The organism is Streptomyces himastatinicus ATCC 53653 (assembly GCF_000158915.1).
GTDB lineage: Bacteria > Actinomycetota > Actinomycetes > Streptomycetales > Streptomycetaceae > Streptomyces > Streptomyces himastatinicus.
Map to the genome: position 1 here is coordinate 10,813,474 of NZ_GG657754.1, position 16,725 is coordinate 10,830,198.

A 16,725-nucleotide genomic window follows, 5' to 3' on the forward strand; every position below is an offset into this window, starting at 1 on the left:
GGTACTGCGTCGGCCGACTCCGCGCCTGCCTCGGTGGACCGCATGCACCACCTCGCAACGTCAGCGAGTGACCGGATGTTTGAGGTGGCTGTCGTACGCCCGCTGGGAGTTGTGGATCTCTTCGCTGTGCTCGACAGTCCAGTCGTAGAGACGCCCGAACGGCTCGCGCAGGGGCTCGCTGGATCAACCGGGCCCTGCCGGTCGACGAGCTCGACGGGTGCGTCGACCGCGTCGCGCGTTGATGGAACGGCCCGGTCAGTGGCCGGGGCGGTCAGCGAGCCGGGGCAGGGGCGCACCGCACCGTGGCCGCCGCCCAGTCGGCATGGTCGTGCGCATTGCCATCACCTCCGTCCGTCACGCGCAGCCGGAGCTTCTGCGCGCCGCTGACGTCGGCCTCCACCGGCACGGCGGCGTCCGTCCCCTTGACCGCCGGGCCCGCGTAGACCCGCTTGTCGTCGGCGTAGACCTCGAAGGTGACGCTCCCTCCATCGCCCACCTCGTCGTCCACGCCCGTGTCGGCGGTGAACGTCGAGCAGTTGCCGCCCAGGTAGACCTCCACGGTCGAGTCGGCGTGGGTGCCCAGGCCGCGCTCGTACGCCGTGCCGCCGATGCTGAGGGGCTTGCCGTCGCCGGGGGCGGACTCGCCGTTGCTGCGGTCCCGTTCGACCGGTCCCCAGCCGTTGTCCGCGGTGACGAAGTCCAGCCCGGACACGGGCACGTTTCCGCGCGGTGGGGGAGGGGTGCCGTCGAGGTCGACCCTCGCCTCGTCGCTGACCAGGGCGCCGCCCGTCGAGGTCGCGCGGGCCGTGGCGACGACGGGGCGCAGGCCGTCCGGGGAGTCCTCGCCGCGGGTGACCGTGGTCCGCAACGTCACCGACTCGTGCGGGGCGAGGTCGCCGAGTCCGTCGGAGGCGGGGTCGGCGCTCCAGCCTTCGCCGAGGTCGAAGACCGTGGTGAGGTCCCGCAACGGCCGGTCGCAGGGATTGGTGACCGTCAGCTCCGCCGCCGTGGACTCGCCCGCAGCCAGGGAGGTGTCCTCGGCGGTGAGCTTCGCCTCGGGGGCGCAGACCACCGGCCCCCGTGGCTGTCCGTCCCGCGCCTCGGAGCTGGTCAGCGGGCGCAGCCGCAGCGTGTACGCGTACTCGCGGTCGGGCTGGACCTGGTACTCGGGCAGCACCGTGTGGAACGTCTCGCTCACCCCGCTGACCGCGTGGTCCAGGCGCAGGGTGTTGCCCTCGGGGTTCTTCTGGAGTGCGAAGGGGTAGGCCGCGCGGTCGAGATCGCGGTACGGCGTCACTCCGGCCGAGAAGTCCCCGGAGACCAGCAGCCCGCGTGTGCCGTCGGACAGGGAGGCCCAGCGGACCTCCTCGTGGTTGCCGTACTCCTGCGGCTTGGTGTAGCCGGAGAACTGCTTCTCCACGTCGGTCGAGTACACCCCGACGGGGGCGCCGTCCTCGCGGTCGTTGTAGTTCTCCTGGGGCCCGCGCCCGTACCAGGTGAAGCGGTCGTACCGGTCGGGCAGCCGGAGGGTGAGCCCGATGCGGGGCAGATAGGGCACCTCGCGGGCCGCGCCCCGCGCTTCGGCGCGGTGGTCGACGCGTATCACGCCGTTGCCGGTGACGGTGTAGCGCAGGGTCTGCGTGAACGACGCGTCCTTGACACCGGGGGCCGCGACCGAGGAGGGAACGGTGATGACGGCCGCACCGTCCCGCTCCCTGACCGTGACCTTGCCCGGCGTGGTCTTGAGCCGGTCCAGGCCCGCCTCGCGCCAGGGCCCCTCCTCGGAACCGATCTCGTTGCTGACCGGCGCCCGCCAGGCGTCCAGTTCCGGCCCGCCGCTCAGCAGTTCACGCCCTCCGGCCTTCATCGAGACCAGCTCGCCATCGTCCCGGTCGAAGGTGTACGAGAAGCCGTCCCCGGTGAGCGTGATCCGGCCGCCCGCCTCGGTGGTCCGCACCGTGCCGGGCGCCTTCGGCTTCACCACCCCGGCGAGTTGACGGCCACCGACGTCGAACTGCTCGACTGCGACCGTGTGTCCGTCCTCCTTGGCCACGGCCTCCACGGTGAGTTGCCGGTCGGCGTCCTCGGGGTTGGCCGGGGGCTTCGGCAGCCGGATCTCCTTCCGTTCGCCCGGGGCGAGGTCGAGCGCGCGTGTGCCCCGGGCCAGCGTCCGGGCGCCCTCGCGCACCGTCCAGCGCAGCCGGAGGTCGCCGGTGCCGGTGAAGGAGCGCTCGCTCGCGACGCGGATCCTGCCTTCCGAGGGCTTCTCGCCGGAGATACGGATCGGGGCGTGTACCGCCGCCATCGTGCGGGCCTCGGGGTGCACGGTCCGGTCGGCGGAGACCACCCCGTCCACGCCGCCGGTCCCGGCGCCGTACGAGAGGAACTCGCCCTCGCGGTCCAGCCGGTCGAAGTCGAGGGCGAGGACGGCCTCGGACTCCGGGTCGGCGGCGAGCCGTTCCGGGCCGAGTGCCTTGTGGTAGACGCGGACCTGGTCGATCGCGCCGTGCGCCATCCGGGTCTCGATGTTCTCCTGGTCGGTCTCCGCGTTGCGGCCGATGTTCACCGGCTGGGCGGTGTAGGCGACGGTGCCGGTCCAGCCGGTGGAGGCGGCCTGGCGGCCGTCGATGAGGAGTTTCAGGGAGGTGCCGTCGAAGGTGCCCGATACGCGGTGCCATGAGCCGTACCAGTCGGCGGGGACGTCCGCTGCGACGGTGCGCCAGTCTCCGTTCCCGTAGACGAAGAACTCCAGGGTGTCCTCGTCCCGCATCTTCAGGGCGTAGCCGTGGTCGCCCTTGGCGATCACGGTGAAGCTTCCGGTCCAGTCGTCCGGCTTCACCCAGGCGTCCAGGGTGAGCTTGTCGGACACCGCGTCGAGCTTCGGGTCCCGGTAGACCTCCACGAAGTCGTCGAGCCCGGACAGCGCGAGCGCCTTGCCGCCACCGCCCTCGCGCGGGGCCACCAGCTCGGGCTTCCCGCTCAGGTAGGAGAGGATGTCGTTGCCGGAGGTGTCGGGCGTGGTGACGAGCGGTTGGGTGATGTTCTGTTCCGCCCAGTCCCAGATGTAGCCGCCCTGGACCTGGGGGTACTTTCTGGCGACGTCCCAGAACTCCCGGAAGTTGCCGAGGGAGTTGCCCATGGCGTGCGCGTACTCGCCCATGATGATGGGCTTGGTGGTGGCCTTCGCCTTGGCCTCGAGGCTCGCGGGGGACGGGTAGCGCGGCCCCCACACGTCGGCGAACGGTGCGTCGCCGTCCGGGCTGTTGGGCTGGTGGTAAACCGGTCGGCCGGGGTCCTCGCGGTCCAGGAACTCGGCCATGGAGTAGTGCGCCTTGCCGAGGCCCGCCTCGTTGCCGGTGTCCCACATCAGCACGCTGGGGTGGTTCTTGTCCCGCTCGTACATCGCCGTGAAGCGGTCCATGAACGCCGCCTGCCACTCGGGCCGGTCGGCGAGGCAGTCGTCCGGGCAGCCGTCGTGGTGGTGGGTCTCGATGTCCACTTCGTCGTCGATCCACAGGCCCCGGCGGTCGGCCAGCTGATAGAGATGGGGATCCGACGGGTAGTGGGCGGTGCGCACCGAGTTGATGTTGAGCCGCTTCATCAGGGACACATCGGACGCGGTGCGCTCGCGGGTCGCGTACCGGCCCGTGTCGGGGTCGGTCTCGGAGCGGTTGACACCCTTGATGAGGATGCGCTCGCCGTTGACCAGGAGCTGTTTGTCCCTGATCTCGATGTCGCGGAAGCCGACCGGCTGCGCGGTCGTGTGCGTCACCGTGCCGTCGGGGCCTTTGAGCCGGACGACGAGGGTGTAGAGATCCGGGGTCTCGTCGGTCCACTTCGCGGGCGCCGTGACCTCGGCGCTGAGGGTGGCGGACGCGGTGTCGCCGCCGGATCCCGCCGTCGCCGACATCGTTGTCACCTTGCGTCCGCGCGGGTCGTAGAGCGTGCCGGTGACCTCGGCGGCCGTGGCGTTACCGCCCTTCGTCGCCAAGTCGACCCGGGCGGTCAGCCGGGCGTCGCGGTACGCCGCGTCAAGGTCTGTCTTGACGGTCACGTCGCGCAGGTACGTCGTGGGGGTGGAGTACAGGCCGACCGAGCGGAAGATGCCCGCGAACCGCCACTGGTCGTAGTCCTCCAGATGGGCCCCGGACCCCCAGCGGTGGACCTGCAACGCGACGGTGTTCCGTCCCGGGTGCAGATACTCGCTGATGTCGAACTCGGCGGGCGTGTAGCCGCCTTGGTCATAGCCCGCGTAGCGGCCGTTGACCCGGACCAGGTAGCCGCTGGTGACGCCCTCGAAGCGCAGGAACGTCTCCCGCTTCTCCCAGCTCTTCGGCAGCTCGAAGGTCCGCACGTACGCCCCCGTGGGGTTGACGTCGTGCGGCACCTTGGGCGGGTCGTCGGGATACATCTCGGTGGGGATGTTGCGGAACATGGGGTGGTCCAGACCGTCCGTCTGCCACGTGTGCGGTACGCGGATGCTCCGCCAGCCGCTTTGCGAGGTGTCGTAGCCCTCGGCGGAGAAGTTCTCCGGCACCTCCTCAGGGCGGTCGGACATGTGGAGTTTCCATGTGCCGTCCAGCGACTTCGTCCACGGGGACCTGTCCCCGCCCTTCAGCGCGCTCGCCGCGTCGGCGTAGGGAGTCAGCTTCGCGTGCGGGCGCTCCTGGCCGATCGCGGTCACCTCCGGATCTTCCAGCAGCTTGTACACGTCCGCGGGCGGCGTCTCGGCGGCGGAGGCGGTAAGCGGTGGCACCAGCGCCCCGAGCAGGGCGAGCAGGGTGAGAACGACCAGTCGGCGTAAGGCTCGGCGTAACGGGGGCATCTGGCAGCCCACCCTTCTCTGGAAGCACTCCAGAACCAACAGGGCCGGACATTAGCCAACGTGCGCGCGCACGCCAAGACATGCGACAGCCACGGCTCGATTTGTTCGCCCCCAATGAGGGGGCGGGGCGCGTGGTGGTCATACGCGTCATATCAATGCCCGTCACGGGTCTTGCCGCCCTTCCGTTCGGGGCAGTACGCTCCCCGCAGAATTGAAGTTAGTTCAATTTCTGGGTGGATGGAGGCGGGGGCACCATGACACCGACGGTGGAAGCCGACTGGGTGGTCGTCGGCGGCGGCAGCGCCGGGAGCGTGCTGGCGGCGCGTCTGAGCGAGGATCCGGCCAGCGAGGTCGTGCTGCTGGAGGCCGGGCGCGACTGGCGGTCCGCCGACGCCCCACCGCAGTTGCGCAGTATGAACGGCTGGCGGGCGCTGGACGAGACGGCCTGCCCGGAGTTCCAGTGGCCAGGTCTCACGTCACGGCGCAGCCGCGCCCAGGCGCCGCGGCCGCATGTGCGCGGACGGGGCCTCGGCGGTTCGTCGTCGGTCAACGGCATGATCGCCTTCCGGGCCATGCCGGACGACTACGACCGGTGGGCGGCGTACGGCTGTCCCGGCTGGTCGTACGCGGACATGGTGCCGTACCTGCGACGCATGGAGAGCGACGCGGACTTCGGCGACCGCCCTCACCACGGCGATCACGGACCCATTCCGGTGCAGCGGCTCGGCCGCGAGGACTGGGGACCCGCCGACCACGCGCTCGCCGAGGCCGCGCTGGGACGTGGCCATGCCTGGTGCGACGACCACAACGGGCCGACGGGGACCGGCGTTTCGCCGTACGCCATCAGCTCCCGCGACGGTGCGCGGGTCACGACCAACGACGGGTACCTGGAGCCCGCCCGACAGCGCCCCAATCTGCGGGTGTTCGGCGGCGCGACGGTGGACACGGTGCTCATCGAGGGCGGCCGGGCCGTGGGGGTGCGGTTGCGCCGGGGGAACGACTGGACGGAAGTCCGTGCCCAGCACGTCGTCCTGTGCGCCGGAGCGGTGCACTCCCCGGCGATCCTGCTGCGGTCCGGCATCGGGCCGGACGGCCCGGTGGCGGCGCTCCCGGTCGGTGAGGGGATGCAGGAACATCCCCTGGCGCTGTTCTGGCTGTACGCCCGGCCGGGGAAGCAGCCCGACATCGATGCCCGGCATGCCAACTGCTGTCTGCGCTACTCCTCCGGGCTGGCGGGAGCGGGTGAGAACGACATGATGATCACCTCGATCAACCAGACGCTCGCCCTGCCGAACCCCGGCGACTCCCACCTCGTCGCCGAAGGCACCGGCGGAACCTGGGGCGGTGCGGGTGGCGGCCACGCCGCGGGCGGCCCCGGCCTGCTCTGTCTGTGGGCGAACCAGCAGTTCTCGCGCGGTGTGCTGCGCCTGGCCTCCGCCGACCCGGACGCGCATCCGGTGATCGACCAGGACTTGCTGAGCGACCCCTCGGACCTCGTCCGGATGCGTGACGGCGTCAAGCACTGCCTGGAGTTGCTGCGCAGCGGACCGTTCGACACCGCCTTCGAACACATCGCCATCGACATCGCCGGCCGGGGCCTCGACACGCTGTCCGACGACGCGACGGTCGACCGCTGGCTGATGGAGACCATCGGCGACACCGGCCACATCTGCGGAACCTGCCGCATGGGCGCACCCGACGACCCCCGCGCGGTGGTCGATCCGTCCGGCCGCGTCCTCGGCGTCGACGGGCTCTGGGTCGCCGACGCCTCCGTGTTCCCTGAGGTGCCGCGGGCCAACACGAACCTGCCGACCATCGCCGCCGCGGAACGGCTGTCGGACCTCATCCGCGGACGCCGCGCCGGTCCCACCGCGGACGAGAGCGCCGTCACCCCGGCGTAGTCACATCACGACCGACGCCCGGAGGGCCCATGGCCGCATCACCTCTTCCCCTGGCCGCCGCGCCGCTGGTCATCGGTTCGTCGACGCTGCGGAACCGGCTGGTCGCCACGGCCCACGCCAGCGGTTTCGTACGGGACGGGCTGCCGGTCGGCGGCGACGCCGAGTACTGGGGCCGGCTGGCGGCCGGTGGCGCGGCGCTGCTGGTCTGCGGCGGTACGACGGTGGCACCGGAGTCCGCGCCGCGGCAGGGGAACATCCTTCAGCTCCATCGTCCGGAGGCGGTGGGTCCGCTGCGGGAGCGGGTGGAGGCCATGCACGCCGAAGGCGCCGTCGCCGTCTGCCAGCTCGTTCACCTCGGCCGGGAGACGCTCGGAGCCCAGTCGTACTACGCACCGGTCGCTCCCGCGGCCGTGCGCTCTCCCCGTGAGCCGACGGCGCCGCGCGCTCTGCTCGGCAGCGAGATCGACGAGGTGGTGGAGGCGTTCCGCGTATCGTCCGCCCACGCTCTGGAGGCGGGGTTCGACGGCATCGAGTTGCACGCCGCTCACGCCTATCTGCTGGAGCAGTTCCTCTCGCCGCGCACGAACCCGCGCCGTGACGGGCTCGAGATACTGGAGCGGGTGATCGCCGCGATCCGCGGGCTGTCGGCCGACGCGTTGCTGGGCATCCGTTTCAGCGTCGACGCCTCGGAGGACGTGGCGCTGACGCCGGACGAGCTGGCCGCGCTGCTGCCGGCCGTGGATCCGCTGGTCGACTACGTCAACGTCACCGTCGGGGTGCGGACCACCTACGTCCGTGACATGGCCACCGAAAGCCCGCCGGTGCTGGACGATCTGGCGCGTCTGCGGCCGCTCGTCACCCGGCCGCTCGTGGCGTCCCACGCCTTCCGTACCGCGGCCGCGATCGACGACGCCCTGGCGGCCGGCGCCGACCTGGTGGGGATGGCGCGCGCACTCATCGCCGACCCGGACCTGCCGCGCAAGGTTCTCACCGGGCGCGCGGCGGAGGTCCGGCCCTGCGTGGCCTGCAACGAGGACTGCCGGACGTTCGACCCGGTGCTGCTGTGCGTGGTCAACCCGGACCTGGCACCGCCCGGCGAACCCCGTCGGCCCGCCGCACCGCTGGTCCGCGCGTGGGACCCGGCACGCGCCACCGCACAGCGCGTCGCCGTCGTGGGTGCGGGACCCGCGGGCCTGGAGTGCGCGCTGAGCCTCTCCCAGGCCGGGGTGGCGGATGTCGTCCTCTTCGAGGCCGCCGACCGGCTGGGCGGTCAGCTCGCCACGGCGGCTCTGGCGCCCCACCGCACCGGTTGGGCCGCGCTGCTCGGCTTCTACGAACGGGGGCTGTCCGCCGCGAGTGTCGACGTACGTCTGGGGCAGACCGTGGAGCCGGGCGCTGACCTCGACGGATTCGACGCCGTGGTGCTGGCCACGGGCGCGTCGGAGACATCGCCGCTGGTGGCGGCCGGTGCCATGGCCTCGTCGGTCGCGCTGGAGCGGGGAGTTCCGTCGCTGGCAGGCGCCGCGCAGGTGCTCGTGGCCGACGACGGGTTCGGCTGGTGGCCGGGGTGCGACGTCGTGGAACTGGCCGTGGCCGCGGGGGTTCCCCGCATCACCTTCGTCACGCCGGGAACGGCCTTCGCCGGGGCGATCCCGCCCGAGAGCCGCGTCCAGTTGCTGGAACGTCTGTCGGGCACCTGCGACCTTGAGATCCTGCCGCTGTGCACGGCGACCGGCATCAGCCCCGAGGGCGTCACCGTCGCTCACCGCACCTCGGGAGGGACCACCACCGTGCCCGCGGACCGGGTCGTCGTGGTGGGGGAGCGCCGCCCGCGCGGCGCCCTGGACTGCGCCGCCCCCCTGGTGCTGACGGTTGGCGACGCCGTGGTTCCGCGACGTGTGGCGCATGCGATCGCCGAAGGGCGGGAGGCCGCCGTCAGAATCGCCACGGCTGTACGACACCGTATGCCGCACGCTTGACCATTGCGCCCGGTCAAACCAAACTGATATTAGTTCAGTATGGTGATGCGGACCGGACAGGAGATCCGGGTCAGGACGTACCCGGTCGGCAGCGTCAGCCCGGACGACTTCGAGGTGGTCGAGGTCCCTGTGCCCCGGCCCGGGCCGGGGCAGGCGCTCGTACGCAACACGTGGACATCGGTGGACCCCGGCCTTCGGCTGCGGCTGCGTCCCGACGCGCCCTCCGGCTACTTCGCCGCCTTCGCTCTCGGCCGCGCCATGGACGGCATCATGACGGTGGGCGAGGTGGTGGAGTCCCGGGCCGAGGGCTTCGCCCCGGGTGACGTGGTGTCGCACGCCCAGGGCTGGCGCGAGTACGCCGTCGTGGACGCGGGCGCCGAGCAGCTCAGCGGCCTCGGCACCCTGACACGCCTGGACGTCGATGAATGCGAGCCGCAGTGGTATCTCGGCCCGCTGGGCGGTATGGGTTTGACGGCCTACGCCGGACTGCACGTCGTTGACGCGCTACGGGGCGGGGAAACGGTCTGGGTCTCGGCTGCCGCGGGAGCGGTGGGCAGCTTGGCCGTGCAGATCGCACGGCTCATGGGCAACCGGGTAGTGGCCAGCGCGGGCACCGACGACAAGGCCGACTGGCTGCGCGACCGCCTGGGCGCCGACGCCTTCAACTACCGGGCAGGGAACCTCGAAGCAACGCTGGCCGACATCGCGCCCAACGGGATCGACGTCTATTTCGACTCCGTCGGAGGTACCCACCTCGAGGCCGCCCTGTCACACCTGAGGAGGGGCGGACGCGTAGCGATGTGTGGCTCCATCTCGGAGTACGAGTCCGGCCCCGCCGGACCGCGGAACCTGTTCCTCGCGGTGTCCAAGGACCTGACCCTCCGCGGGTTCCGCGGGAGCAGCAACCTGCACCTCATGGAGCAGATGCGGCGCCGGATGGCCGGGTGGCTTCGCAGCGGCGAGCTGGAATGTCGCGAGACCGTTTTCGCGGGCCTGGAATCGGCTCCGCATGCGCTGACGGAGATGATCGCCGGCCGAACGGCCGGAAAGACGCTCGTCAGCCTCGGCTGACCCGATGAATGAGGTGTGCTGTGCCGGCGATGGACGAACGCATCAGGGACAAGGTCGTGTGCGTGACCGGCGCCACCGGGGGACTGGGTACGGCCGCGGCCGCCAGACTCGCGGAGGAGGGAGCCCACCTGGTGCTCACCGACCTCGACGAGCAGGCGTGCGGCGCCCTCGCCGCCGAGCTGGACGGCACACCGGGACGGCATGTGACGGCGCGGCTCGACGTGGCCGAGGAGTCCCAGTGGATCGACGTGGCGAGCTTCATCCGCAATGAGTACGGCCGACTGGACGGGCTGGTCAACAACGCTGCCATCGGCAGTATCGCCACGGTCGAGGACGAGACGATCGAGCGCTGGCAGGCGGTCATGTCGATCGGCTCCACCGGGGTCTGGCTCGGCATGAAGCACCTCGGCCCGCTCATCGCGTCCTCGGGAGGCGGATCGATCGTCAACGTGTCCTCGATACTCGGCACGGTGGGCGGCATGGGGAACAGCGCGGCCTACCACGCGGCAAAGGGCGCCGTTCGCACGCTCACCAAGAACGCGGCGCTGCATTGGGCGGACTCCGGAGTTCGCGTCAACTCCCTGCACCCCGGCTTCATCGGGACCCGGCAGTTGCTCGAGAGGTACGAGGGAACGGCCCGCCACGAAGCCATGCTGGCCGGCACCCCGATCGGAAGGCTGGGCCGTGGGGAGGAGATCGCAGCCGTCGTCGCATTCCTGGTCAGCGACGATTCCACCTTTATGACCGGCTCGGAGGTCTACGCGGACGGCGGATACATCGCGCGGTGAGGAGGATACGGGTTCCCGATCGATCCCGAGATACCGCGGCGCGTCAGCCGATGACGCCGATGCTGCGGGTCTCCGGCGTCGACCGTGAGCGGTTGCTGAGCCCCCCAAGCGGACGCGACGGGAGATCGTGCACAACGGCGTCGCGACGGGTCGGTTGTTCCACCGCACGCTGGCTCTGTCGTGGAGCCCGGCGAACGGCGACGCGTTCCTGCTGATGACCGCGGTCACCGGCCACGACGGCACCTCGGCCGAAGAACTCAGCCGCGTCGAGGTCGAAGGACGCCGCCAAGCCCGCAGCGATGGCGGGGCTGCGGCACATGGGCGGGGTGATGCCCCTCCAGTACGCCCTGCGCGCCGCCGGGGCGGTCGTCGACCGCCCCGGCACGGCGGAGACCGACGGCTCCATGCCCGACGAACCGAGCAAGGCGGCGAACCAGGCCGGGGCGCGGGGTTGATCAGGGTCTCCCTGATCAGGCTTCCGTACACCGCCCGCTTCCGGGGCACCGGACGTGCTTGGCCAGTACGGCGACGACATCGTCGGCGTCCGCTTCACTGATCACCAGCGGTGGGGAGAGCACGATCCGGCCGACGCCGGCCCGGACGATCACCCCGTCCTCGCGGCAGGCCCGTGCGATCTCCGCGGCATCCACTCCCGGGGCGAACTCCACGCCCAGCATCAGCCCCAGGCCCCGCACCTCGACGACGTGGTCGAGTTCTGCCAGCGGGCTCAGGGCGACGTACATCCGCCCGCCGATGAGCACGGCGCCCATCGGGATGTACCCGCTGGACAGGCCCTTGGCGGTGACGATGACGTCCGGGGCGATGCCGAAGTACTCGGCGGCGAACCAATGCCCGGTCCGGCCGAAGGCGGTGACGATCTCGTCGAGGACGAGCAGGATGCCGTGCCTGCGCAGCACTGCCTGGACCCGCGGCCAATACCCTTCGGGCGGTGGCACCATGCCGCCGACACCGAGCACCGGTTCGCCGATGAAGGCCGCGATGCGGTCCGCGCCGATCTCGGCGATGACGGATTCCAGCTCGGCGACGAGCACGTCGGTCGCGTGCTCGCCGTGCTTGAGGCCGTGCGGGACGCCGAGGTGGACGAAGCCCTCGGGCTGGGGCCCGAAGCCTTCCTTCATCGCGGGCAGCCCGGTTGCCGCGAGCGAGGCGGCGCCGACCCCGTGGTACGCGGAATCGCGGGAGAGGATCACGGTGCGTTCGGGGTGACCGTCATGGCGGTAGACGTCCCAGCCTGTTTCCGTGGCGGCTGGTCCGGCGAGTTCCGGGGGGCGCCGCGGTGATCGGCAGCGTGACGGTGGCCTCCGCCGCGGGGGCGGCCGAACTCGCGGCCCGGATGGCCGAGGCCGTCCCCGCAGTGGAGATCAACATCGGCGCGCCGCACGGGAGGGAGGCCGGGGCGGTTCGGCAACTCACCGAAGCCGACGGCGTCGCCCGGTACGTACGGACCGTAAGCGCGGCGATGGACCGCCCCTTGATCGTGAAACTGCCGGGTCAGGCGAGCGACATCCTGGGCATGGCCCGTGCGGCGGTGGACAACGGCGCCGACGCGGTCACCCTGATCGGCCGGTTGGGCGGGTTCGTGCCCAACCTCGAGACTTGGGAGCCGGAGCTGGGCTCCTGGGGCGCCGTCGGCGGCCCGTGGATGCTGCCCATCAGCCTCTACTGGCTCAGCAAGTGCCGTCGGGACCTGGGCGACGGCACCCCGCTGATCGGCACCAACGGCGCCCGCGACGGTCTGGATGTGGCGAGGTTCCTGCTCTCCGGCGCGCATGCGGTCGAACTGGCAAGCCTCTTGCTCCTGCGCGGCGCACCGGCACTCACCGAAGTGCTCGTCCAGCTGGGCGCGTATCTCGATGCCCGCGGCATCGGCCGCCTGGACGACATCATCGGAGCCTCGGCCGACCGGGCACGGACGTACGCCGAGATCGAACCGCTCACGCCCCCGCGTCGGCCCTGGTCATCGCTCTGACGGCGGTGCCTTGGGTCCGCCTACGCCCCGGGGCGGGCGGGGGCCTGTGCGGCTAGCGCGGACAGCATCAGTTCGAGGGCGGGCTCGAAGGAGCTTTCCGCCAGCGCGTACAGGTCCTCACGTATGGCGGCCAGCAGCGGATAGGTCTCGGCGGAGACCGACTGATACGCCCGGGTGGACGCCTGGCTGTCGCCCTCCCGCTGGGCGGGGGACAGCGCGAGAGCGGCCGCGTCCAGGGCGGCGTGACCGAGGACGGTGTCGATGAAGGCCAGATAGAGGCGGAGGGCGCGGGCGGGCTCGAAGCCCGCCCGTACCAGGATGCCGACACCGGTCTCGACCGCCCGGAACTCGTTCTCCCGGCGGGTCACCCGGTACGAGGCCAGCACCGCGGCGCGCGGATGGGCGCGGTAGGAGTCGCGGACCCGCAGGGCCATCTCCCGCAGCGAGGCCACCCAGTCCGGGCCGGGGACGAAGCCGTCCATCGAATCCCCGATGATCCGGTCGGCGACGGCGAGCAGCAGATCGTCGGTGTTGTGGAAGTAGCGGTAGACCGCGCTCGGATCGCACCCCAGGGCCGCTCCGAGGCGGCGCACGCTGAGCGCCTCCGGGCCATGCTCGCCGATCAGCCGTAGCGCGCAGTCGACGATCAGCTCGGCGGACAGCAGCGTGCCCGAGCGGGTGGGCCGACGCCGTCTGCGCACATGAGAGACCCGATCTCCTGCCGCACCGGCCATGGTGAACCCCTCTCCGCCGCCGTATCGCTGGTGTTGAGCCGTTGTTCTGGGCAGTGAAGGGCGCCCGCAGCCTTATGTCAACACCATTGACGCAAGATGGGCTGCCGTTATTCGATGCGCGGCATCCGTACGGCTCTTCCCCGCCCCCTCCCTCAGTGAGGAGCCCGTCATGTCCCATCACCCCGCCGAGCTGCGCCGTTCGCTCGGCGTCGTCGACGGCGTCGCCATCGCCGCTTCCAGTACGGCGGCCACCACCAGCATCGCCATCGGCATGGGCACGCTCGTCGCGACCGTCGGGCTCCAGGCCCCCATCCTCCTGCTGCTGGCCTTCCTGCCCATGCTCGGCATCGCCTGCGCGTACGCCCGGCTCAACCGGTCCGAACCGAACTGCGGCAGCGGCTATGTGTGGGTCGGCACCTCCCTCGGGCCCTGGCCGGGCTTCCTCACCGGCTGGGTCAACATCGTCGGCGTGATCATCTTCCTGGCGTACACCAGCGCCGTCACCGGTTCAGTGATCATCCAGTTCGCCATCAAGGCGCATGTCACCAGCGTCGTCGGGATCGCCCTGGACCCGAACTCCACCGCCACGAGCACCGTCATCGGGCTGGTGGTCCTCACCGCCGTGACCGCCATGGCCGTCACCGGGGTGCGCAGCGCCACCCGTCTCCAGGCGGGCCTGCTGATCTTCGAATACGCCGTGCTGCTGATCTTCTGCGGCTGGGCCCTGATCACCGGGGAGCACGAGCTGTCGCTGTCGTGGTTCAACCCCTTCGCGATCGAGAGCGGCACGGCGTTCGCCCAGGGCCTGGTCCTGGCGGTGTTCTTCTTCTGGGGCTGGGACGCGGCGTTCAGCCTCACCGAGGAGACGAAGGACGTCGGCAACCCGGCCCGCGGCGGCTTCATCGCCCTCTTCGCCATGCTCGGCCTGTTCATCTTCGCCTCGGTCGCCTTCCAGCGGGAGATGAGCCTGCCCGAGTTGATCCGGAACGGCCCGCAGGCGCTTCCGTATCTGGGCGCCAAGCTGGCCGCCGAACCCTGGGCCGGCGTGCCCCTGCTCGCCCTGATGTTCTCGGCCGTGGCGTCCGTCCAGTCGTCGGTCATTCCCACCGCTCGCGGGCTGCTGGCCATGGGCCGGGATCGCACGATGGGGCCGGTGTGGACCCGTATCCACCCCCGGTACGGAACACCGGCCATCGGCACCGTCCTCGTCACGGCCGTCGCGACCGCCGTCGCCCTGTTCGCCCTGGCCATCCCCAAGCTGAGCGACATGATCCTGGCGGCCGTGAACTCCATCGGCCTCGTCGTCGCCCTCTATTACGGTCTGACGGCGATCGCCTGCGCCGTGCGCTTCCGCTCCACCCTCCGCGCCGGGGTGCGCGAGGCGCTGCTCGCGGTGGGGATACCGGCCGCCTCCGGGCTGGCGCTGTTCGCCATCGGCGGCTATCTCGCCTACTCGTATCTGACCGGGACCGACCACTTCGAACTCAGCCCGGACAACGGGTGGTTCATGTTCTCCCTGCCTTGCGCGATCGTGGCCTCCGGCCTGGCCATGGCCGCATGGGCCAAGTACCGGCGGCACTCACCGTACTTCGTCACCGGGCGCGGCACGGATGCGGAGGGGTTGCGGCTGCCGATGGACCACCCTGCCGGGACCGCTTCCTGACCCCTTCGCCCCTCCTCGGGTCATGCCGGACCATCCGGCATGATCCGACAACCATCGATCCCTGGAGCACATCTGATGGCCGACACCACCGCCGATCTCGTCTTCACCGGTGGCCCGGTGCACACCGTCGATCCAGCGCGCAGCCGCGCCACCGCCGTCGCGGTACGCGGGGAGCGTGTCATCGCTGTCGGCCGGGAGGAGGTGCACGATCTGATCGGCCCCGGCACCGAGGTGGTGGACCTCGCCGGGCGGCTGCTGCTGCCCGGCTTCCAGGACGCCCATATCCATCCGCTGGGTGCCGGTATCGAACTCGGACAGTGCCATCTCGGGGACTCCACCGACGCGCGGGAGTATCTGCGGCGGGTGGCCGCCTACGCCGATCAGCACCGGGACCTCGGGTGGATCACCGGTGGCGGCTGGTCCTTGGAAGCCTTCCCCGGTGGCACGCCGACGGCCGCGATGCTCGACACGATCGTCCCCGACCGGCCGGTCTATCTGCCGAACCGCGACCACCACGGCGCCTGGGTCAACACCCGCGCCCTCCAGCTCGCGGGGATCGACGCCGCCACCCCCGATCCCGGGGACGGCCGGATCGAGCGGGACGAGCAGGGCAACCCCACCGGCATGCTCCAGGAAGGCGCGGCCTCCCTGGTCGGCACGCTGCTCCCCGAGGTCACGCTCGCCGAGCAGACCGCCGCGCTGCTGCGCGCCCAGTCCGTACTGCACGCCCTCGGGGTGACCGCCTGGCAGGACGCCATCATGGGCTCGTACGCCAATATGGCCGACCCGACGCCCGCGTACCACGCCGCCCTTGACGACGGCCTGCTCACCGCCCGGGTGGTCGGCGCGCTGTGGTGGGACCGGGCGCGGGGCGCCGAGCAGATCCCGGAGCTGCTCGCCCGCCGGGAGGCGACCGAGCGCGGCCGGGCGCTGCGCGCCACGACCGTGAAGATCATGCAGGACGGTGTCGCCGAGAACCACACCGCGGCGATGCTCGGGCCCTACCTCACCGGCTGCGGCTGTGCCTCCGACAACTCCGGCATCAGCTTCGTCGATCCGCAGGAGCTGAAAAAGTACGTCACCGCGCTGGACGCACACGGCTTCCAGGTCCACTTCCACGCGCTCGGCGACCGGGCCGTACGGGAGGCGCTGGACGCGGTGGAGGCCGCGCGGACCGCCAACGGCCACCGTGACACCCGCCCTCATCTGGCCCATCTCCAGGTGGTCCACCCCGACGACATCCCGCGCTTCCGCACGCTCGGCGCCACCGCCAACATCCAGCCCCTGTGGGCCGCGCATGAGCCCCAGATGGACGAGTTGACCCTGCCCTTCCTCAGCCCCGAGCGCGGCGGATGGCAGTACCCCTTCGGCGGACTGCTGCGAGCCGGGGCCACGCTCGCCGCGGGCAGCGACTGGCCGGTCAGCAGCCCGGATCCGCTGGAGGGCATCCATGTCGCGGTCAACCGCCGACTGCCGCACGCCCCCGAGGGAACCGCGCCCTTCCTTCCCGAACAGCGCATCGGCCTGGAGGCGGCCATCGCCGCGTACACAGCGGGCAGCGCGTACGTGAACCACGCGGACGACACGGGCACCATCGCCCCGGGCCAACTCGCCGACCTGGTCGTCCTCGACCGCGACCCCTTCGACGGGCCTGTTGAGGAGATCGCCGATTGCCAGGTGCTCCAGACCTTTGTGGGGGGTGAACGGGTCTACGCGGCGGACGACGCGTGATGAGCCCGGGTGCTCGCCGCCGGTCATCGTCACCCGCCCGAAA

At 71.2% G+C, this 16,725-nt stretch carries 11 protein-coding genes; 8 read left to right on the plus strand and 3 right to left on the minus strand.

Annotated features, from left to right (window positions below):
• Nucleotides 1-271 precede the first annotated feature (271 nt).
• Nucleotides 272-4,825, minus strand: coding sequence for a glycoside hydrolase family 2 (locus SSOG_RS45500; protein WP_039940336.1), 4,554 nt, complete (start codon nucleotides 4,823-4,825; stop codon nucleotides 272-274).
• Between the two features lie 254 nt (nucleotides 4,826-5,079).
• Here SSOG_RS45500 and SSOG_RS45505 point away from each other — a divergent pair, with 254 nt between their 5' ends.
• The 5 genes from SSOG_RS45505 (at nucleotide 5,080) to SSOG_RS52945 (ending at nucleotide 11,019) form a co-directional block, all read left to right on the plus strand.
• A complete protein-coding gene (locus SSOG_RS45505; protein WP_050800219.1) occupies nucleotides 5,080-6,726 on the plus strand; it encodes a GMC family oxidoreductase in 1,647 nt (548 codons plus the stop codon).
• A gap of 29 nt (nucleotides 6,727-6,755) precedes the next feature.
• Complete coding sequence (locus SSOG_RS45510) at nucleotides 6,756-8,705, plus strand: oxidoreductase (RefSeq protein ID WP_009721092.1); 1,950 nt, start codon at nucleotides 6,756-6,758, stop codon at nucleotides 8,703-8,705.
• Nucleotides 8,706-8,750: 45 nt separating this feature from the next.
• Nucleotides 8,751-9,776 (plus strand): NADP-dependent oxidoreductase, encoded by a 1,026-nt coding sequence (locus SSOG_RS45515; RefSeq protein WP_106516740.1) that lies wholly within the window; start codon nucleotides 8,751-8,753, stop codon nucleotides 9,774-9,776.
• Nucleotides 9,777-9,805: 29 nt separating this feature from the next.
• The gene (locus tag SSOG_RS45520; protein ID WP_009721094.1) at nucleotides 9,806-10,564 is read left to right on the plus strand and encodes an SDR family NAD(P)-dependent oxidoreductase; all 759 of its coding nucleotides are present in this window, start codon (nucleotides 9,806-9,808) and stop codon (nucleotides 10,562-10,564) included.
• 299 nt (nucleotides 10,565-10,863) lie between these two features.
• Entirely contained in the window at nucleotides 10,864-11,019 is a 156-nt protein-coding gene (locus SSOG_RS52945; protein WP_009721095.1) for a hypothetical protein, read from the plus strand.
• Between the two features lie 15 nt (nucleotides 11,020-11,034).
• Here the strand turns inward: SSOG_RS52945 and SSOG_RS57205 are convergent, their stop codons facing one another.
• On the minus strand, nucleotides 11,035-11,940 hold the full coding sequence (locus SSOG_RS57205; protein WP_009721098.1) for an aminotransferase class III-fold pyridoxal phosphate-dependent enzyme: 906 nt from the start codon (nucleotides 11,938-11,940) through the stop codon (nucleotides 11,035-11,037).
• On the opposite strand from SSOG_RS57205, the gene SSOG_RS45530 reads away from it, so the two are divergent.
• On the plus strand, nucleotides 11,862-12,554 hold the full coding sequence (locus SSOG_RS45530; protein WP_009721097.1) for a beta/alpha barrel domain-containing protein: 693 nt from the start codon (nucleotides 11,862-11,864) through the stop codon (nucleotides 12,552-12,554). The two genes, SSOG_RS57205 and SSOG_RS45530, sit on opposite strands and share 79 nt — an antisense overlap.
• Nucleotides 12,555-12,574: 20 nt before the next feature.
• Here SSOG_RS45530 and SSOG_RS45535 read toward each other — a convergent pair whose 3' ends face one another.
• The gene (locus tag SSOG_RS45535) at nucleotides 12,575-13,288 is read right to left on the minus strand and encodes a TetR/AcrR family transcriptional regulator (RefSeq protein ID WP_009721099.1); all 714 of its coding nucleotides are present in this window, start codon (nucleotides 13,286-13,288) and stop codon (nucleotides 12,575-12,577) included.
• A 169-nt stretch (nucleotides 13,289-13,457) separates the two neighbouring features.
• Here SSOG_RS45535 and SSOG_RS45540 point away from each other — a divergent pair, with 169 nt between their 5' ends.
• Both SSOG_RS45540 and SSOG_RS45545 read left to right on the plus strand, forming a co-directional pair.
• Nucleotides 13,458-14,951 (plus strand): APC family permease, encoded by a 1,494-nt coding sequence (locus SSOG_RS45540; protein ID WP_009721100.1) that lies wholly within the window; start codon nucleotides 13,458-13,460, stop codon nucleotides 14,949-14,951.
• A gap of 75 nt (nucleotides 14,952-15,026) precedes the next feature.
• Nucleotides 15,027-16,682 (plus strand): amidohydrolase, encoded by a 1,656-nt coding sequence (locus SSOG_RS45545; protein ID WP_039940341.1) that lies wholly within the window; start codon nucleotides 15,027-15,029, stop codon nucleotides 16,680-16,682.
• Nucleotides 16,683-16,725: the final 43 nt, after the last annotated feature.

Coding starts and splice junctions, on each gene's coding strand:
- SSOG_RS45500 (WP_039940336.1), bottom strand. CDS start 4,825: ATGCCCCCGTTACGCCGAGCCTTACGCCGACTGGTCGTTCTCACCCTG.
- SSOG_RS45520 (WP_009721094.1), top strand. CDS start 9,806: ATGGACGAACGCATCAGGGACAAGGTCGTGTGCGTGACCGGCGCCACC.
- SSOG_RS45515 (WP_106516740.1), top strand. CDS start 8,751: ATGCGGACCGGACAGGAGATCCGGGTCAGGACGTACCCGGTCGGCAGC.
- SSOG_RS45540 (WP_009721100.1), top strand. CDS start 13,458: ATGTCCCATCACCCCGCCGAGCTGCGCCGTTCGCTCGGCGTCGTCGAC.
- SSOG_RS45545 (WP_039940341.1), top strand. CDS start 15,027: ATGGCCGACACCACCGCCGATCTCGTCTTCACCGGTGGCCCGGTGCAC.
- SSOG_RS45510 (WP_009721092.1), top strand. CDS start 6,756: ATGGCCGCATCACCTCTTCCCCTGGCCGCCGCGCCGCTGGTCATCGGT.
- SSOG_RS45535 (WP_009721099.1), bottom strand. CDS start 13,288: ATGGCCGGTGCGGCAGGAGATCGGGTCTCTCATGTGCGCAGACGGCGT.
- SSOG_RS45505 (WP_050800219.1), top strand. CDS start 5,080: ATGACACCGACGGTGGAAGCCGACTGGGTGGTCGTCGGCGGCGGCAGC.
- SSOG_RS52945 (WP_009721095.1), top strand. CDS start 10,864: ATGGCGGGGCTGCGGCACATGGGCGGGGTGATGCCCCTCCAGTACGCC.